Source organism: Arthrobacter sp. KBS0702 (assembly GCF_005937985.2).
GTDB lineage: Bacteria > Actinomycetota > Actinomycetes > Actinomycetales > Micrococcaceae > Arthrobacter.
Genome location: NZ_CP042172.1, coordinates 1,566,812 through 1,583,214 on the forward strand (window position 1 = coordinate 1,566,812; position 16,403 = coordinate 1,583,214).

General features: G+C 66.8%; 12 protein-coding genes, 1 tRNA gene and 1 pseudogene. 11 read left to right on the plus strand and 3 right to left on the minus strand.

The window, feature by feature from the left end; translation table 11 throughout:
* Positions 1 to 70 precede the first annotated feature (70 nt).
* From FFF93_RS07160 to pyk, 8 genes are all read left to right on the plus strand, one after another.
* Positions 71 to 358: an HGxxPAAW family protein gene (locus tag FFF93_RS07160; protein WP_138769525.1), complete on the plus strand. Its 288-nt coding sequence runs from the start codon at positions 71 to 73 to the stop codon at positions 356 to 358.
* 2 nt (positions 359 to 360) lie between these two features.
* Positions 361 to 1,176 carry an indole-3-glycerol phosphate synthase TrpC gene (trpC, locus tag FFF93_RS07165; protein ID WP_138769524.1) on the plus strand — a complete coding sequence of 272 codons (816 nt, stop codon included), beginning with the start codon at positions 361 to 363 and terminating at the stop codon, positions 1,174 to 1,176.
* Positions 1,177 to 1,268: 92 nt separating this feature from the next.
* A complete protein-coding gene (gene trpB, locus FFF93_RS07170; protein WP_138769523.1) occupies positions 1,269 to 2,618 on the plus strand; it encodes a tryptophan synthase subunit beta in 1,350 nt (449 codons plus the stop codon).
* Positions 2,615 to 3,460: a tryptophan synthase subunit alpha gene (gene trpA / locus FFF93_RS07175; RefSeq protein WP_186372251.1), complete on the plus strand. Its 846-nt coding sequence runs from the start codon at positions 2,615 to 2,617 to the stop codon at positions 3,458 to 3,460. The genes trpB and trpA overlap by 4 nt, the downstream gene beginning before the upstream one ends.
* Before the next feature lie 3 nt (positions 3,461 to 3,463).
* On the plus strand, positions 3,464 to 4,717 hold the full coding sequence (lgt, locus tag FFF93_RS07180) for a prolipoprotein diacylglyceryl transferase (protein ID WP_138769522.1): 1,254 nt from the start codon (positions 3,464 to 3,466) through the stop codon (positions 4,715 to 4,717).
* Between the two features lie 263 nt (positions 4,718 to 4,980).
* Entirely contained in the window at positions 4,981 to 9,597 is a 4,617-nt protein-coding gene (gene gltB / locus FFF93_RS07185; RefSeq protein ID WP_138769521.1) for a glutamate synthase large subunit, read from the plus strand.
* The gene (locus FFF93_RS07190) at positions 9,590 to 11,047 is read left to right on the plus strand and encodes a glutamate synthase subunit beta (protein ID WP_138769520.1); all 1,458 of its coding nucleotides are present in this window, start codon (positions 9,590 to 9,592) and stop codon (positions 11,045 to 11,047) included. Before gltB ends, FFF93_RS07190 begins: the two co-directional genes overlap by 8 nt.
* A gap of 92 nt (positions 11,048 to 11,139) precedes the next feature.
* Positions 11,140 to 12,639 carry a pyruvate kinase gene (pyk, locus tag FFF93_RS07195; protein WP_138769519.1) on the plus strand — a complete coding sequence of 500 codons (1,500 nt, stop codon included), beginning with the start codon at positions 11,140 to 11,142 and terminating at the stop codon, positions 12,637 to 12,639.
* A gap of 105 nt (positions 12,640 to 12,744) precedes the next feature.
* Here pyk and FFF93_RS07200 read toward each other — a convergent pair whose 3' ends face one another.
* Positions 12,745 to 13,350 (minus strand): ANTAR domain-containing response regulator, encoded by a 606-nt coding sequence (locus FFF93_RS07200; protein ID WP_056739732.1) that lies wholly within the window; start codon positions 13,348 to 13,350, stop codon positions 12,745 to 12,747.
* 207 nt (positions 13,351 to 13,557) lie between these two features.
* Here FFF93_RS07200 and FFF93_RS07205 point away from each other — a divergent pair.
* Positions 13,558 to 13,639: transfer RNA gene (locus tag FFF93_RS07205), tRNA-Leu, on the plus strand.
* A 552-nt stretch (positions 13,640 to 14,191) separates the two neighbouring features.
* Here FFF93_RS07205 and FFF93_RS07210 read toward each other — a convergent pair.
* The gene (locus FFF93_RS07210) at positions 14,192 to 14,707 is read right to left on the minus strand and encodes a VOC family protein (RefSeq protein WP_315851472.1); all 516 of its coding nucleotides are present in this window, start codon (positions 14,705 to 14,707) and stop codon (positions 14,192 to 14,194) included.
* Between the two features lie 31 nt (positions 14,708 to 14,738).
* Positions 14,739 to 15,518, minus strand: a complete 780-nt coding sequence (locus FFF93_RS07215; RefSeq protein WP_138769517.1) for an alpha/beta fold hydrolase — start codon at positions 15,516 to 15,518, stop codon at positions 14,739 to 14,741.
* A gap of 195 nt (positions 15,519 to 15,713) precedes the next feature.
* On the opposite strand from FFF93_RS07215, the pseudogene FFF93_RS07220 reads away from it, so the two are divergent.
* Both FFF93_RS07220 and FFF93_RS07225 read left to right on the plus strand, forming a co-directional pair.
* Positions 15,714 to 15,914: pseudogene (locus FFF93_RS07220) on the plus strand (muconolactone Delta-isomerase family protein); the annotation flags it as partial.
* Positions 15,915 to 16,211, plus strand: coding sequence for a YciI family protein (locus FFF93_RS07225; protein WP_138769515.1), 297 nt, complete (start codon positions 15,915 to 15,917; stop codon positions 16,209 to 16,211).
* The last annotated feature ends 192 nt before the right edge of the window (positions 16,212 to 16,403 follow it).

Genomic DNA, 16,403 nt, shown 5'->3' on the forward strand with positions numbered 1-16,403 from the left:
CGGTAACGCGGCCAATGACGCCGCCAAAAAATGGCAGAATGTAAGCAGTATTGATCCTGAGGAGATTTCCATGAGCAAAGCCCCTGTTTCCGCACCCCAGCCCGCCGCCGGCACCGGCGTCTACGACGGCGTCGACCACAGCGAGCCCACCGGCCACGGCAACAGCCCGGCGGCCTGGACCACCGTGATCATCATGCTGGTCGGCGCCCTCATCGCAGCCATCGCCTTCGTGATCGCCAACACCCCGATCTTCATCGCCGGTGCGGCCGTCATGCTGATCGGCCTGGTGGTGGGCTTTGCCATGCGCAAGGCCGGTTACGGCGTCGGCGGCAGCAAGCTGAAGAACTCCGGCCACTAGGAGTGAGTGTTCTCGATGACATCAACGCCGGTGTCAGGGAGGATATGGAGGCCCGCCAGCGCCTCGTCACGCTCGCCGAACTGAAGGAGCGTGCCGCGGCGGCGGTCCCGGCTCGCGACGCGTGGGCCGCCCTGGGCGGCCCGTCGGACCGGACGCAGCTCAAGGTCATCGCCGAAATCAAGCGCCGCAGCCCCTCCAAGGGCGCACTTGCGAGCATCGCGGACCCGGCCTCCCTCGCCGTGCAGTACGCCGACGGCGGCGCGGCCGTGATCAGCGTCCTGACGGAGCAGCGCCGTTTCAACGGCTCGCTGGCCGACCTCGACGCCGTCCGGGCAGCCGTGGACGTCCCGCTGCTGCGCAAGGACTTCATGATCGACGAGTACCAGATCTGGGAGGCCCGTGCCCACGGCGCCGACCTGATCCTGCTGATCGTCGCCTCGCTCTCCGACGCGCAGCTGCACGAGTACAGCGCCCTCAGCCGCGAGCTGGGAATGAACGTGCTCGTGGAGACCCACACGGCCGGCGAAGTTGAACGCGCCGTCGCCGCCGGGGCGCGGATCATCGGCGTCAACGTCCGGAACCTCAAAACGCTCGACGTCGACCGGTCCGTCTTCTCGGAGCTCGCCGCCGGCATCCCCGCCGGGGCACTCGTCGTGGGCGAGTCCGGCGTGCGCGGCGTCGACGACGTCCGGCACTACGCGGCCAGCGGCGCCAACGCAGTCCTGGTGGGCGAGGCGCTCGTCAGCGATGCGACGCCCCGCGACCGGATCGCCGAATTCATGGCGGCCGGAGCCGAAGAAATCGCCGCACGTCCCTGACCCGCGGCCCGGCCGGGCATCCGGCCGGAGACCGCGGTGCGTCCGCGCGGCACCCAAGACCCAGATAGCAGTGGAACAGGATGGTGAGACTGATGGTCGATGCGCCAACAGCCGGCTCAGACGAAAACCCCGTAGACGCCTTCCTGGAGGGCAGCCGGCCGGATGAGGACGGGCCGCAAAGCGCGCCGTCCCTGCGGCACGCCCCGGGACCCTACTTCGGCTCGTACGGCGGGCGCTGGATGCCCGAGTCCCTCATTGCCGCGCTGGACGAACTTGAAGACACCTTCGAGAAGGCCAAGGCGGACCCCGAGTTCACCGCACAGATCGCGGACCTGAACAAGAACTACTCCGGCCGCCCCTCGCTGCTCACCGAGGCCAAGCGCTTCGCCGAGCACGCCGGGGGAGTCCGCGTCTTCCTCAAGCGCGAGGACCTGAACCACACCGGCTCGCACAAGATCAACAACGTTCTGGGCCAGGCGCTGCTCGCCAAGCGCATGGGCAAGACCCGCATCATCGCCGAAACCGGCGCCGGCCAGCACGGTGTGGCCAGCGCCACCGCCGCCGCCCTGCTCGGCCTGGAGTGCGTGGTCTACATGGGCGCCGAAGACTGCCGCCGGCAGGCCCTCAACGTGGCCCGGATGGAGCTCCTCGGCGCCACCGTCATTCCGGTGACCAACGGTTCGCAGACGCTCAAGGACGCCATCAACGAGGCCCTCCGCGACTGGGTCGCCAACGTGGACACCACCCACTACCTGCTGGGCACCGCTGCCGGGGCGCACCCATTCCCGGCCATGGTCCGGTACTTCCACGAAGTTATTGGCGAGGAGGCCCGCGCCCAGATCCTGGAGCAGGCCGGGCGACTGCCGGACGCGGTCTGCGCCTGCGTCGGCGGCGGCTCCAACGCCATCGGCATTTTCCACGGCTTCCTGGACGACCCCTCGGTCAGGATCTACGGCTTCGAAGCCGGCGGCGAAGGTGTCGAAACCGGACGCCACTCCGCCACCATTACGCTCGGCAAGCCCGGCGTGCTGCACGGCGCCCGCTCCTACCTGATGCAGGACGACGACGGCCAGACCATCGAGTCCCACTCCATCTCGGCCGGCCTTGACTACCCGGGCGTCGGGCCGGAGCACGCCTACCTCGCCGACATCGGCCGGGTCAGCTACGAGCCCATCACGGACAGCGAAGCCATGGAGGCCTTCCGGCTGCTCTGCCGCACCGAGGGCATCATTCCGGCCATCGAGTCCGCGCACGCACTGGCCGGCGCCATCAAGGTCGGCCAGCGGCTGGCCGCCGAAACCGGAGACGCTGCCGACAAGATCCTGATCGTGAACCTCTCCGGCCGCGGCGACAAGGACGTGGCCACCGCCGCGGAATGGTTCAACCTGCTGGACAAGGATTCAGCCGAAGCCGAGATCGCCCAGGAGGGGGAACAGCTGTGAGTACCGCCGAAAACAGCCCCGAGAGCCGCACCGAGACCACGGTGCCGAGCGGCAGCAAGTCCGCGGCAGCGATCGACCGGGCCAAGGCCCAGGGCCGGTCCGCCCTCATCGGTTACCTGCCCGCCGGGTACCCGAGCGTTGAGGACACCATCGCCGCGGGCATTGCCCTCGCCGAAAACGGCGCCGACCTGATCGAGATCGGCATCCCCTATTCCGACCCGGTGATGGACGGCCAGGTCATCCAGGCCGCCACCACCGAGGCCCTTGCCAAGGGCTTCCACGTCGACCAGGTGTTCGACGTCGTGCGCGCCATCACGAGCAAGACCGAGGCCGCGGTCCTCGTCATGACCTACTGGAACCCCGTGGTCCGGATGGGCGTCGACGAATTCTCCCGCCGGCTGGCCGAAGCCGGGGGAGCAGGGCTCATCACCCCGGACCTGATCCCGGACGAGGCCGCGGAATGGATGGCTGCCTCGGACAAGTACGGCCTGGACCGCGTCTTCCTCGTGGCGCCCTCCTCGTCGCCGGAGCGGATGAAGCGGACCGTTGAGGCGAGCCGCGGCTTCGTCTACGCCGTCTCCATCATGGGCGTCACCGGGGCCCGCACCTCGGTCAGCTCTGCTGCCAAGGACGTCGTCGCGGCGGCCCACGCGGCCGGCGCCGAACGGGTCTGCGTCGGCCTGGGTGTCTCGAACGCCGGCCACGTCCGCGAAATCGCGGCCTACGCGGATGGAGTCATCGTCGGCACGGCCCTCGTCGCGGCGATCGGTGAGGGCGGCGTGGATGCTGTAGCGTCCTTGACGAAAGAGCTCAGCACCGGCCTTACCAAGGAAGAAGCGTAAGCAATGCAGTCAGTCCTCCACGCGGCAGCGATGGTTCCCGCGAGCATTCCGAGCCCGGACTGGTCCGGCTTCGATATCCCGCTGCCCTGGGGGTCCCTGCGTATCCACGCCTACGCGCTGTGCATCCTCGCCGGCATCATCGCCGGGCTCTGGCTCACCTCAGTGCGCTGGGCCCGTCGCGGTGCGCCTGAGGGCAGCGTCTGGGACATCGCCATCTGGGCTATTCCCTTCGGCATCATCGGCGGCCGGCTCTACCACGTGGTGTCCTCCCCGGACGCCTACTTCGGCCCGGGCTTCGACGGCACAGGTGACCTTTCCCTGATCCCGCAGATCCAGCGCGGCGGCCTGGGAATCTGGGGTGCCGTGGTGCTGGGCGCGGTCGGCGCCTGGATCGGTTGCCGCCGGGCCGGTGTGAAGCTCAGCGCCTTCGTGGACGCCGCGGCGCCCGGGCTGCTGCTGGCACAGGCCATCGGCCGCTGGGGAAACTACTTCAACCAGGAACTTTTCGGCGGTCCCACCACCCTGCCCTGGGGGCTGCAGATCGACGCCGACAACCCCAACTTCCCGGCCGGCATGCCCGCCGATACGCTGTTCCACCCGACCTTCCTCTACGAGTCCGTCTGGAACCTCGTGGGAGTGGCGGTGCTGCTGCTTTTGGACCGGAAGTTCTCCTTCCGCCGCGCACGGCTGTTCTGGCTCTACGCCATCTACTACACCCTGGGCCGCGTCTGGATCGAGGCCATGCGGATCGACGACGCCGAACAGATCAACCTCTTTGGCATCACCACCCGGCTCAACGTCTGGACCAGCATCTTTGTGCTGCTCGCCGCCCTGGTAGCCTTCATCGTCCTGGGCCTGCGCAAGCGCGACGTGCCGGACACCCCCTACCTGCCCGGACGGGAGCCCGAACCCGCGGTCGACGCCGAGGACGCCGCAGCCACGACGGACGCCCCGGCCGAGGACGGGGACGGGGACGATGCCGGCAAGGTCGACGCCGAGCATGCCGTCAGGCACGACACCGACGACGACGCCGACAGGGTCGCGGTACCCGTCCGCCATGCGGACTCTGCTGTCTCAGATACTGAGTCGCGTGATAATCTCCCGGGTAACCAAAGCGGTCCGCGCCGCGCTTCGGCCCCAGCCGTTGCGACCGCGGAATCCACCGGCGGCACCAAGCCCGCCCACGGAGAACCCGAAGCCGGAACACCCGGCCACCGGGTCTCCGAAACCGCGCCGGAAGCTGACAGCACCAAGTAGCTCAGCACCGGAAAACGGGCTCCAGGGCGACCGCCGGCTGGGCTCGAGTCCACAGCGTCGTGGCGACAGGGTTGCATCGAACAGCAGACAGCTGGACGCTATGCAAGCCCGGGGCCGGCGGCCGCGTAACTGTTCGTGCAGGAAGCGGCGCTGGCCTACAATTCGAGTAGGAAAATCACGTTGTTGTGCCCGTCACACCGGCGCACCGATTCGGGCCAATGTTGTCCCTCCCATACGCACGATCAGGAGGAAGGACGTCTCCCATGACCCAAACCCTGCATAGCCCCAGCTGGTCCGGTCCGGAACAGCCCACCACGGCGGTATCCCCGTTCAAGCGTTTCGCGGCGTTGCCCGAAGCCGCCGGACTCTACAACCCGGAGCAGGAGAAAGACGCCTGCGGCCTGGCCATCATCGCCACCCTGCGCGGCGAGCCCGGCTACGACATTGTCGACGCCGCCCTGACCGCCCTGCGCAACCTCGAGCACCGCGGTGCCGTCGGCGCCGATGAGGGAACCGGCGACGGCGCCGGGCTCCTCATGCAGGTTCCCGATGAGTTCTTCCGCGCTGTTACCGACTTCGAGCTCCCGGCCGCCGGCCAGTACGTCGTCGGGACCGCGTTCCTGCCTGCCGAGCAGCGGGAATCCGACGCCGCGAAGGCCGGCATCGAGGGCCTGGCAGCCGATGAGGGCCTCACCGTCCTGGGTTGGCGCGAAGTCCCGATCGTGGCCGACCTCGTCGGCGCGATGGCACGGGCGTGCATGCCGTACTTCGCCCAGCCGTTCTTCGCTTCCAGCACGGGCGAGACGCTGACCCGCAACGAACTGGACTCCCGGGCCTGGCGGATCCGCAAGCGCGCGCAGAACAAGTTCGGTGTGTACTTCCCGTCCCTGTCCTCACGGACCATCGTCTACAAGGGCATGCTCACCACCGCCCAGCTGGAGCCGTTCTACCCGGACCTCTCGGACACACGCTTCAAGACCAAGCTCGCGATCGTCCACTCGCGCTTCTCCACCAACACCTTCCCGTCCTGGCCGCTGGCCCAGCCGTTCCGCACCATCGCGCACAACGGCGAGATCAACACGGTCAAGGGCAACCGCAACTGGATGCGCGCCCGGCAGTCGCAGCTTGCGAACCCGTTGCTGGGGGACAGCCCGGAAGAGCTGTACCCGATCTGCACCCCGGGCGCCTCGGATTCGGCCTCCTTCGACGAGGTCGCCGAACTGCTCTGGCTCTCCGGCCGACCGATCACGCACTCGATCATGATGATGATCCCCGAGGCCTGGGAAAACCACGCCACGATGGACCCCGCCCGGCGCGCGTTCTACGAGTACCACTCGCTGCTGATGGAGCCCTGGGACGGCCCGGCCGCCGTCTCCTTCACCGACGGCAACCTCGTCGGCGCCACTCTGGACCGCAACGGGCTGCGCCCGGGCCGGTACTGGATCACCGAGGACGGCCTGGTCGTCTTCGCCTCCGAGGTCGGCGTGATCGACGTCGAACCCGCCAAGGTGGTCAAGAAGGGCCGCGTGTCGCCCGGCAAGATGTTCCTCGTGGACACCGAGGCCGGCCGGATCATCGACGACTCGGAGGTCAAGGCCGAGGTCGCCGCGGCCAACCCCTGGGCCGAGTGGCTCAAGGACAACCTGATCGACCTCAAGGACCTGCCCGAGCGCGAGCACGTGGTGCACACCGCCGCCTCGGTCAACATCCGCCAGCGCACCTTCGGCTACACCACCGAGGAACTGAAGATCCTGCTCGGCCCGATGGCCCGGACCGGGGCCGAGCCGCTTGGCGCCATGGGTTCGGACACTCCGGTGGCCGTGCTCTCCAAGCGGCCCCGACTGCTCTTCGACTACTTCGTGCAGTCCTTCGCGCAGGTCACCAACCCGCCGCTGGACGCCATCCGCGAGGAACTGGTCACCTCCCTGACCTGCGCGATCGGCCCCAACGGCAACCTGCTGGACACCAAGCAGGTCCGCCAGCCGCAGGTCTCGCTGCCGTTCCCGGTGATCAACAACGACCAGCTGGCCAAGATCGCAAACATCGAGAACGCCGACGGCGACCGCGTGGCCATGAAGGTTCGCGGCCTCTACCGCCCCGACGGCGGCGAACACGCCCTGCGCGCCCGGCTGACCGAAATCTGTGAGCAGGTTTCCGGCGCCATCAACCGCGGCGTCCAGTACGTGGTGCTCTCGGACCGTGACTCCAACGCCCAATGGGCGCCGATCCCGTCCCTGCTGCTGGTCAGCGCCGTGCACCACCACCTGCTGCGCAGCGCCAACCGCACCAAGACCGCGCTGGTGGTCGAGGCGGGCGATGTCCGCGAAACCCACCACGTCGCCGTCCTGATCGGCTACGGCGCCTCCGCGGTGAACCCGTACCTGGCGATGGAATCCGTCGAACAGCTCATCAGTTCCGGCGACGTCACCGGGGTCACCCCGCAGGACGGCGTCTACAACCTGATCAAGGGCCTCGGCAAGGGCGTCCTGAAGATCATGTCCAAGATGGGCATCTCGACGGTCGCCTCCTACACCGGCGCGCAGACCTTCGAGGCGCTTGGCCTGGGCCAGGACCTCGTGGACGAGTACTTCTCCGGCACGCATTCCCAGCTCGGCGGCGTCGGCCTCGACGTGATCGCCGCGGAGGTCGCGGCGCGGCACCGGATGGCCTACCCGGAGAACGGCATCGAACTGCCGCACCAGCCCCTGCTGGGCGGCGGCGAGTACCAATGGCGCCGCGACGGCGAACCGCACCTGTTCAACCCGGAGACGGTATTCCGGCTGCAGCACGCCACGCGCGAACGCCGCTACGACATCTTCAAGGCGTACACCCGGGGAGTGGACGACCAGTCCACGAACCTGATGACCCTGCGCGGGCTGCTGAAGTTCAAGGACGGCCTGCGCCCGGCGGTCCCGCTTGAGGAAGTGGAGCCGGTCTCCAGCATCGTCAAGCGCTTCTCCACCGGCGCCATGAGCTACGGCTCCATCTCGCAGGAAGCCCACGAGACCCTCGCGATCGCGATGAACCGGCTCGGCGGCAAGTCCAACACCGGCGAAGGCGGCGAGGACGTGGACCGGCTGCTGGACCCGACGCGCCGTTCGGCGGTCAAGCAGATCGCCTCGGGCCGCTTCGGCGTCACGAGCCTGTACCTGACCAACGCCGACGACATCCAGATCAAGATGGCGCAGGGCGCGAAGCCCGGCGAGGGCGGCCAGCTGATGGCCCAGAAGGTCTACCCCTGGGTGGCCCGGACGAGGCACTCCACGCCCGGCGTGGGACTCATCTCGCCGCCTCCGCACCACGACATCTACTCGATCGAGGATCTCGCGCAGCTGATCTACGACGCCAAGCGCGCCAACCCCTCGGCCCGGGTGCACGTCAAGCTGGTCTCCGAGGTGGGCATCGGCACCGTCGCGGCCGGCGTCACGAAGGCCAAGGCCGACGTCGTGCTGGTTTCCGGCCACGACGGCGGAACCGGCGCCTCGCCGCTGAACTCGCTCAAGCACGCCGGTGTGCCGTGGGAACTCGGCCTCGCCGAGACGCAGCAGACCCTGATGCTCAACGGCCTGCGCGACCGCGTGGTGGTGCAGGTGGACGGCCAGCTCAAGACCGGCCGCGACGTGGTGATCGCAGCGCTGCTCGGCGGCGAGGAGTTCGGTTTCGCCACCGCACCGCTGGTGGTCTCCGGCTGCATCATGATGCGCGTCTGCCACCTGGACACCTGCCCGGTGGGCGTCGCGACGCAGAACCCCGAACTGCGCTCTCGCTTCACCGGCAAGCCCGAATTTGTGGTCAACTTCTTCGAGTTCCTCGCCGAGGAAGTCCGCGAAATCCTCGCCGAGCTCGGCTTCCGCAGCCTGGAGGAAGCGATCGGCCACGCCGAAATGCTCGACACCCGGGAAGCGATCAGCCACTGGAAGGCCGAGGGGCTGGACCTGGACCCCATCCTGCACGGGCTGGAGTTCGACGACGACGCCCCGCTGCGCAACCTCACCGGCCAGAACCACGAGCTGGACAAGCACTTCGACCAGCGCCTGATCGCGATGGCCGCCGAGGCGCTCAGCGACCGCACCCCGGTGAAGATCGCCGTCGACGTCATCAACACGGACCGCTCCGTCGGCACCATGCTCGGCCACGTGGTCACCAAAACCTTCAGCACTGACGTGCTGGCCACGGACACGATCGACATCACGCTGACCGGGACCGCCGGGCAGTCGCTCGGCGCCTTCCTTCCGGCCGGCATCACGCTGCGGATGTTCGGCGACTCCAACGACTACGTCGGCAAGGGGCTCTCGGGCGGGCGCATCATCGTCCGGCCGGACCGCACCAACGTGTTCGCGGCGGAGCGGAACGTCATCGCCGGCAACGTGATCGGCTACGGCGCCACGAGCGGCGAGCTGTTCCTCCGCGGCCAGGTGGGGGAGCGCTTTATGGTGCGCAACTCCGGCGCCACCGCGGTGGTTGAAGGCATCGGCGACCACGGCTGCGAGTACATGACCGGCGGCCAGGCCTTGGTGATCGGCCGCACCGGCCGCAACTTCGGCGCGGGCATGTCCGGCGGCACCGCCTACGTCCTGGACCTGCAGCCCGAACGGGTCAACAAGCAGGCCCTCGACGCCGGCGAACTACAGCTGCGCGAACTCGACGCCGAGGACCGCGAGATTGTCCATGGACTGCTGGTCAAGCACCTTGAAGAAACCGAGTCGCAGCACGCGGCCCGGCTGCTTGAAGACTTCGACGACACCGCAGCCCGCATTACCAAGGTGCTGCCGCGCGACTACGCGGCCGTACTGCAAACCCGTCTTGACGCCATCGAAGAGGGCCTGGACCCCGACGGCGAAGAAGTTTGGTCTCGAATCCTGGAGGTGACCGGTGGCTGATCCACGCGGATTTCTGAAAGTACGCCAGCGTGAAACCCAGCCGCGCCGTCCCGTCCCGGTCCGGATCATGGACTGGAAAGAGGTCTACGAAGCCCAGGAAAAGGGCGTACTGAAGAGCCAGGCCGGCCGCTGCATGGACTGCGGCGTCCCGTTCTGCCACCAGGGCTGCCCGCTGGGGAACCTCATCCCGGAGTGGAACGACCTCGTCTGGCGGGACAAGGGCGAGGAAGCGATGGAGCGGCTGCACGCCACCAACAACTTCCCCGAGTTCACCGGGCGGCTTTGCCCGGCGCCCTGCGAAGCGTCCTGCGTGCTGGGCATCAACCAGCCGGCCGTGACCATCAAGCAGGTTGAGGTCTCGATCGTGGACCAGGCCTTCGACAACGGCTGGGTTACCCCGCTGCCGCCGGCCCGCCTTTCCGGCAAGACCGTCGCCGTCGTCGGCTCCGGCCCTGCCGGACTCGCCGTCGCCCAGCAGCTCACCCGGGTGGGCCACACCGTCGCCGTCTACGAGCGGGACGACAAGATCGGCGGCCTGCTGCGGTACGGCATCCCCGATTTCAAGATGGAAAAAGAACACGTGGACCGCCGCCTGGACCAGATGAAGGCCGAAGGCACCCGCTTCCGCACCGGCGTCGCCGTCGGCACCGACGTGACCTGGGAGCAGCTGCGGCGCCGCTATGACGCGGTTGTGGTGGCCACCGGCGCCACCGTCCCGCGGGACCTGCCCATCCCCGGCCGCGAGCTCGAGGGCGTGCACTTCGCGATGGACTACCTGGTCCCCGCGAACCGCGTGGTGGCCGGCGAGGCCGTGGAGAACCAGATCAACGCCGCCGGCAAGCACGTCGTCATCCTCGGCGGCGGCGACACCGGCGCGGACTGCCTGGGCACCGCACACCGGCACCAGGCCGCGTCGGTGACCACTCTGGCCATCGGCAAGCAGCCGTCCGCCGAGCGGGCCGCCCACCAGCCCTGGCCGACTTTCCCCACCCTGTTCGAGGTGGCCAGTGCGCACGAGGAGGGCGGCGAACGCACCTACCTGGCGTCCACCGTCGAATTCGTGGGCGAGAACGGCAAGCTGACCGGCGTGAAGGTCGCGGAGACCGAATTCGTCGGGGGCTTGCGCCTGCCGAAGGCCGGCACCGAGCGGATCATCCCGGCGGACCTCGTCTTCCTGTCCCTGGGCTTCACCGGCGCCGAACCCGCCGGTATCACCGAGCAGGTGCACGCCGAATTCGACGGCCGCGGCAACGTGGCCCGGGACGGCTACTACATGACCAACACCGAAGGGGTCTTCGTCGCCGGCGACGCCGGCCGAGGCCAGTCCCTGATTGTCTGGGCGATCGCTGAGGGCCGCGCCTGCGCCGCCGCCGTGGACAAGTTCCTGATGGGCAGCACCATTCTCCCGGCGCCTGTGGCGCCGACCGATCGGGCGATTGCCGTCCTGTAGTCCGGTCCCGGCCCCGTCGGGGCCCGGGCCGGACACCGGCCGTTCTTCCCCGCGACAACTTAAAACAACCAAGAGACAACTAGGGTAGGTATATGAGACGCGCTAAAATTGTGGCCACCTTCGGACCGGCGATCGCGAGCTTCGAGAACACGCTGGCCGTGCTGGAAGCCGGGGTCGACGTGGCCCGGATGAACATGAGCCACGGAGACTACTCCGTGCACGACAACACCTACGACAACGTCCGCAAGGCCGCCGGGCAGCTCGGCAAGGCCGTCGCCATCATGGCCGACCTGCAGGGCCCCAAGATCCGCCTCGGACGCTTCGTGGACGGCCCGCACCTGCTCGCCGTCGGTGACACCTTCACGATCACCACCGAGGACGTCCCCGGCACCAAGGACATCTGCTCCACGACGCTCAAGAGCCTCACCGAGGACGTCAACCCGGGTGATGCACTGCTGATCGACGACGGCAAGGTCGCCCTGCGCGCCATCGAGGTCGACGACGTCAAGGTCGTCGCGCAGGTGGTCGTTGGCGGCTACGTGTCCAACAACAAGGGAATCAACCTGCCGGGCGTGGCCGTCAACGTCCCCGCGCTGAGCGAAAAGGATGAGGACGACCTCCGCTGGGCCATGCGCCGCGGCGTGGACATGGTGGCCCTCTCCTTTGTCCGCGACGCCTCGGACATCAAGCGCGTCCACGAAATCATGGACGAAGAAGGCCGCCGCGTGCCGGTGATCGCCAAGATCGAAAAGCCGCAGGCCGTGGAGCAGCTCCCGGAAATCATCGACGCCTTCGACGCCATCATGGTGGCTCGTGGCGACCTCGGTGTGGAGCTTCCGCTCGAGGAAGTGCCGATCGTGCAGAAGCGCGCCGTCGAGCTCGCCCGCCGCTGGGCCAAGCCGGTCATCGTGGCCACCCAGGTGCTCGAATCCATGATCGACAACCCGCGCCCGACGCGCGCCGAGGCCTCCGACTGCGCCAACGCCGTGCTCGACGGCGCGGACGCCGTCATGCTCTCGGGCGAGACCAGCGTGGGCAAGTTCCCGATCGAGACCGTCAAGACCATGGCCCGGATCATTGAATCCACCGAGGTCCACGGCCTGGAGCGCGTCCCCCCGCTGGGCACCAAGCCCAAGACGCGCGGCGGCGCCATCACCCGTGCCGCCGTCGAAATCGCCGACCAGCTGGAAGCGAAGTACATCTGTACCTTCACCCAGTCCGGCGACTCCGCCCGCCGCCTTTCGCGGCTGCGCCCGATCCGTCCGGTCTTCGCGTTCACCCCGGTGGAGCACGTCTGGAACCAGCTCGCGCTGACCTGGGGCATCCAGCCGGTACTGGTCCCGATGGTGGGCCACACCGACGAGATGACCGCCCAGGTTGACCGCAACCTGCTCGAGATGGACCTGGTCGAGGACGGCGACATGGTGGTCATCGCCGCCGGATCGCCTCCCGGCAAGGCCGGTTCGACCAACATGCTCAAGGTCCACAAGGTGGGTGACCTGGCCGACGCCGGCAGCCACGGCGACAACGCCGTCACCAAGGACAAGCTCGGCCCTTGGCCGGAAAAGAAGAAGAAGAACTCCAAGATCTAGTTCTTCCCAGGTATGGCAAAGGGAGGGTCCCCGCCGCTGAACATCAGCGGCGGGGACCCTCCCTTATTGTTGCCTGGCCCTTTTGTTGCGTGGCCGGCGTGGAGCCTAGTTGACCTGGTTGATGATGGTCTCGGCAACCTCGCGCATGCTCAGGCGGCGGTCCATCGAGGTCTTCTGGATCCAGCGGAACGCTTCCGGCTCCGTCAGGCCCATCTTGGTGGTGAGCAGGCTCTTGGCGCGTTCAACGAGCTTGCGGGTGGCGAACTGCTCCTGCAGGTCGCTGACCTCGCTTTCAAGGGCCTTGATTTCCTCGTGCCGGGACAGAGCGATCTCCAGGGCCGGGATCAGGTCCGCCGGGGTGAAAGGCTTCACCACGTAGGCCATGGCGCCGGCGTCGCGGGCGCGCTCCACCAGTTCCTTCTGGCTGAACGCGGTCAGCAGCACCACGGGGGCGATGCGGGCCTTGACGATCTTTTCGGCGGCGGAGATCCCGTCCATGACAGGCATCTTGACGTCCATCAGGACGAGGTCCGGCTTCAGTTCCTCCGCGAGCTGTACGGCCTTCTCGCCGTTGTCCGCTTCGCCGACGACGTCGTAGCCCTCGCCGCGCAGGATCTCGATGATGTCCAGGCGGATGAGGGTCTCATCCTCGGCGACCACGACGCGGCGCGCCGGCTGGGAAGTGGGGGTTGACTCCGTCTGTTCTGACACGGGTACTCCTTGGAAAGGTACGGCGGGAACTAGACCATCTGAGGCAAGTCCGCTGGTGTACTGGGGGCCGGTAGGGATCGATGCGGCGTCACTGGCGCGATTCTGGAATTCAGCCTATCTGCATGTAGAGTAATTTCGCGCACCGGAAGCGATCGCGTTGCTCACAGCAGCCTGGAGCAAGCGAATATGACAGCCGGTGTACTCCGCGCCCGAGTGGCGGAATTGGCAGACGCGCCGCACTCAAAATGCGGTATCGAAAGGTGTGTGGGTTCGAGTCCCACCTCGGGCACAGTGTTTCCGGAGGTCAGAGGCCTGTGGGCCTCTGAGTGTGCACAAACTGTTCACTGATGGACCCCCCTCGGGGGCCCTTTTGTTGGTGGCTGTGCCTTGTCCTGGGTTTGGGCAGCGGTGTCGCTGGTTATCTGTTCATGGCGGGGAGGGTCTTGAACCGCATGACCTGATGCCGGCTGGGCGAGCGGAGTCGCCTCGGCTCGTTTGCACTAATTCCGGTCACGACTGTTCATGGCAAGATTTCCGGATCTGTCTTTGTCGTACCGGGTTGTGTTGAGAGTGGGCAGATGCGGCTCGAACGGTTCTTGCCTGTGTGTCGAATATTTCTGGCCCTGCACGGGAAGCTGAAACTGGCTCCACGCTGTGACGATGGTGAGCGACGAAAACCGAGCCACGGCGTCCGGACCGCACACCCATCTTCAGCCGTGGATAGTCCGAATTGATCCAGCTGTGGGAGCTTAAGAGCGCGCAGGCGATCAGAGTCTTTGGGTGTTTTCGTGGCGCCCGTTGGCGGAGCGTCTCACACACCCGATGCTTGACTTGGGTCGGGTCACAAACCCTGTTGGTCTGTGGGTGGGTGTTCGGCCACGCAGAAGAGGTTCCCCTCCCGGTCAGCAAGGGTGGTCCACTGCACGTGTGGGAATTCGTCAAGGACGTCCCACTGGTAAGTGGCACCGAGGTCGAGGAGGCGTCTGACCTCGGCCTGTCGTGACCCCCAGGGCACGGTCAGATCTAGGTGGAACGTTTGGTGCTCGGGGCGAGGACCGGTCATGGGTTGGAAGAACATTGCGAACCCTCCGGGACCCGCAGATGGCAGGTAGACGCTGTCGCCGCCCGGTGAGGGCAAGGCGCCGGTCACGGACGCCCAAAAATCGGCAAGCGTGGCTGGATTCTGAGCCTCCAGGTTGATCGCACCAAGGGTGATCTGATGTGTCGTCATGGTTGCAACGCTTACAGGATCCTCGGACAGCCTCTCGTTAGTGCACGGCGGCGTCGATGCCTCCCGAGACTGAGGCGTCATCCCCAGCCGTCGCAGGTTCCACCTTTCGGAGGCCAACTCAAACATAATGGCTCCGCCCCCGGCGTTCAGCCGCAGCTCAGCCGGTGCTATCGAGGATCAGGCGCGCCGCCTCCGTTGGTTGGTCCCAGTGCGGGAAGTGACCGCAGCTTTCGAACCAGTGGAGCGTTGCGTCCGGGAACAGCTCCATGGCCCGCGCCGCCTCACTGGGAGCGGTGACCTTGTCCTTCCGCCCCCATCCAATGACCACTTTGCCCTTGAGTGAACCGGCCGGTGCGCCTTCCTGGCGGGGTCCGTGAATCAGCGCGTTGAGGGCAGGGTCCAGACTGGTCGATGTCTTGAACCCGCGAAGTTCATGCAGGACCAAATCCTGCGGCAGCTTCCATGGATGGGCGGAGAACTGAGCCAACAGGGCCGTGCGGCCAACGGGGTTGCCCGTGAGGAAGGGGAGCGCCGGTTGGATACGGCGTACCAGTGCGACGGATGCCTTGATGCTTGCTCCAAAGATCGCTGCCTGGCGGTCATTCCAGAATCCACCAGGGTCCAGTGCGATCGTGGTGCCAGCGTGCCCTCGCCGTGCCATTTCCATCGCCATCCGGGCGCCCATGGAGCTGCCTGCCAGATCAATGTCGCCCAGTTCCGCGTCGCGGATAAAGGCTTCGACGGCATCGGTCAGCGTGGCAATGGTGGTTTCGCCGGCCAGCGGCGCGGATTCGCCGCAACCGGGGAGGTCGACGGCGATGACATCGCGTTCAGCGGCCAGCGCCGGGATTATCGGGTTCCAGTTGCCAATACTGGAACCGAGCCCATGGATCAGGAGGAGTGGCTTACCGGAGCCTTGCCGGGTTGAGTGCAACATGACTTCACTGTAGTGGGCGGTGCAACATCTCCGGCCAGGGGTCACCTGTCGAAAGGCCCGACGGTGCAGCGATACGCGGTCAGGCAGCGCATCCAAACGCCTCAGGTCGAACACATCTCAGGCAGGGCGAAGAGTCCAACCGCCACGTTGTCGGGGCCCTGAATTCCAGGATGTTACCGGCGCCGATGCCCTGTGGAGAAGGAATACTCACAGAACCTCCAGCGCGAGGGCAAATGGGTCAGCATCTGGCGAGTAGTCGGAGAGTACGCCAACTACTCGGTATTCGAAGCGGAGAGCAACGACGAACTGCACGAGATGATCTCGAACCTGCCCTTGTTCCCGTTCATGGACATCGGGATAATTCCGCTGGCCAAGCACCCCTCGGACATCCACTAGATGCCCTACCTAATTGAGACCTATGACAAGCCGGATGCGGAAGCGTTGCGATTGGCGGTACGCGAGGAGCACCTGCGCTACCTGGACAGCCGCGCCGGGCTGCTGCTGGCCTGCGGTGCCAAACTCTCCGACGACGGGCAAACTGCTTCCGGAGGAATCTACCTGCTGGACGTGGAGGACCGGACGGCGGCGGAGGAATTTATCGCCGCCGACCCATTTAGCCGCGCCGGATTGTTCCGGCAAGTGGTGGTTGCGCGCTGGCGCAAAGCATATTTAGACGGCAAGAACTGCCTCTAAGCTGATATGTAGCGGGATTATCAAGAAGGCAGGGGAAAGCGGTCCGCGCTCGAGAGAGCCGCGGGCCGCTTTTGCTTATGTTTTCCGCCAGTGTGGTCTGGGGGCATTCGCCATAGTCAGGGATGCCTGAACTTAGAATGACCAACGTCATCGATCGCATAACCTCCTCGGGATACGGGGGCCTGTTCTAAG

What these genes read in the sequence shown, in the direction of transcription:
- FFF93_RS07160 (WP_138769525.1), top strand. Translation starts at nt 71, where the DNA reads ATGAGCAAAGCCCCTGTTTCCGCACCCCAGCCCGCCGCCGGCACCGGC.
- trpB (WP_138769523.1), top strand. Translation starts at nt 1,269, where the DNA reads ATGGTCGATGCGCCAACAGCCGGCTCAGACGAAAACCCCGTAGACGCC.
- lgt (WP_138769522.1), top strand. Translation starts at nt 3,464, where the DNA reads ATGCAGTCAGTCCTCCACGCGGCAGCGATGGTTCCCGCGAGCATTCCG.
- gltB (WP_138769521.1), top strand. Translation starts at nt 4,981, where the DNA reads ATGACCCAAACCCTGCATAGCCCCAGCTGGTCCGGTCCGGAACAGCCC.
- pyk (WP_138769519.1), top strand. Translation starts at nt 11,140, where the DNA reads ATGAGACGCGCTAAAATTGTGGCCACCTTCGGACCGGCGATCGCGAGC.
- FFF93_RS07210 (WP_315851472.1), bottom strand. Translation starts at nt 14,707, where the DNA reads ATGTTTGAGTTGGCCTCCGAAAGGTGGAACCTGCGACGGCTGGGGATG.
- FFF93_RS07215 (WP_138769517.1), bottom strand. Translation starts at nt 15,518, where the DNA reads ATGTTGCACTCAACCCGGCAAGGCTCCGGTAAGCCACTCCTCCTGATC.
- FFF93_RS07225 (WP_138769515.1), top strand. Translation starts at nt 15,915, where the DNA reads ATGCCCTACCTAATTGAGACCTATGACAAGCCGGATGCGGAAGCGTTG.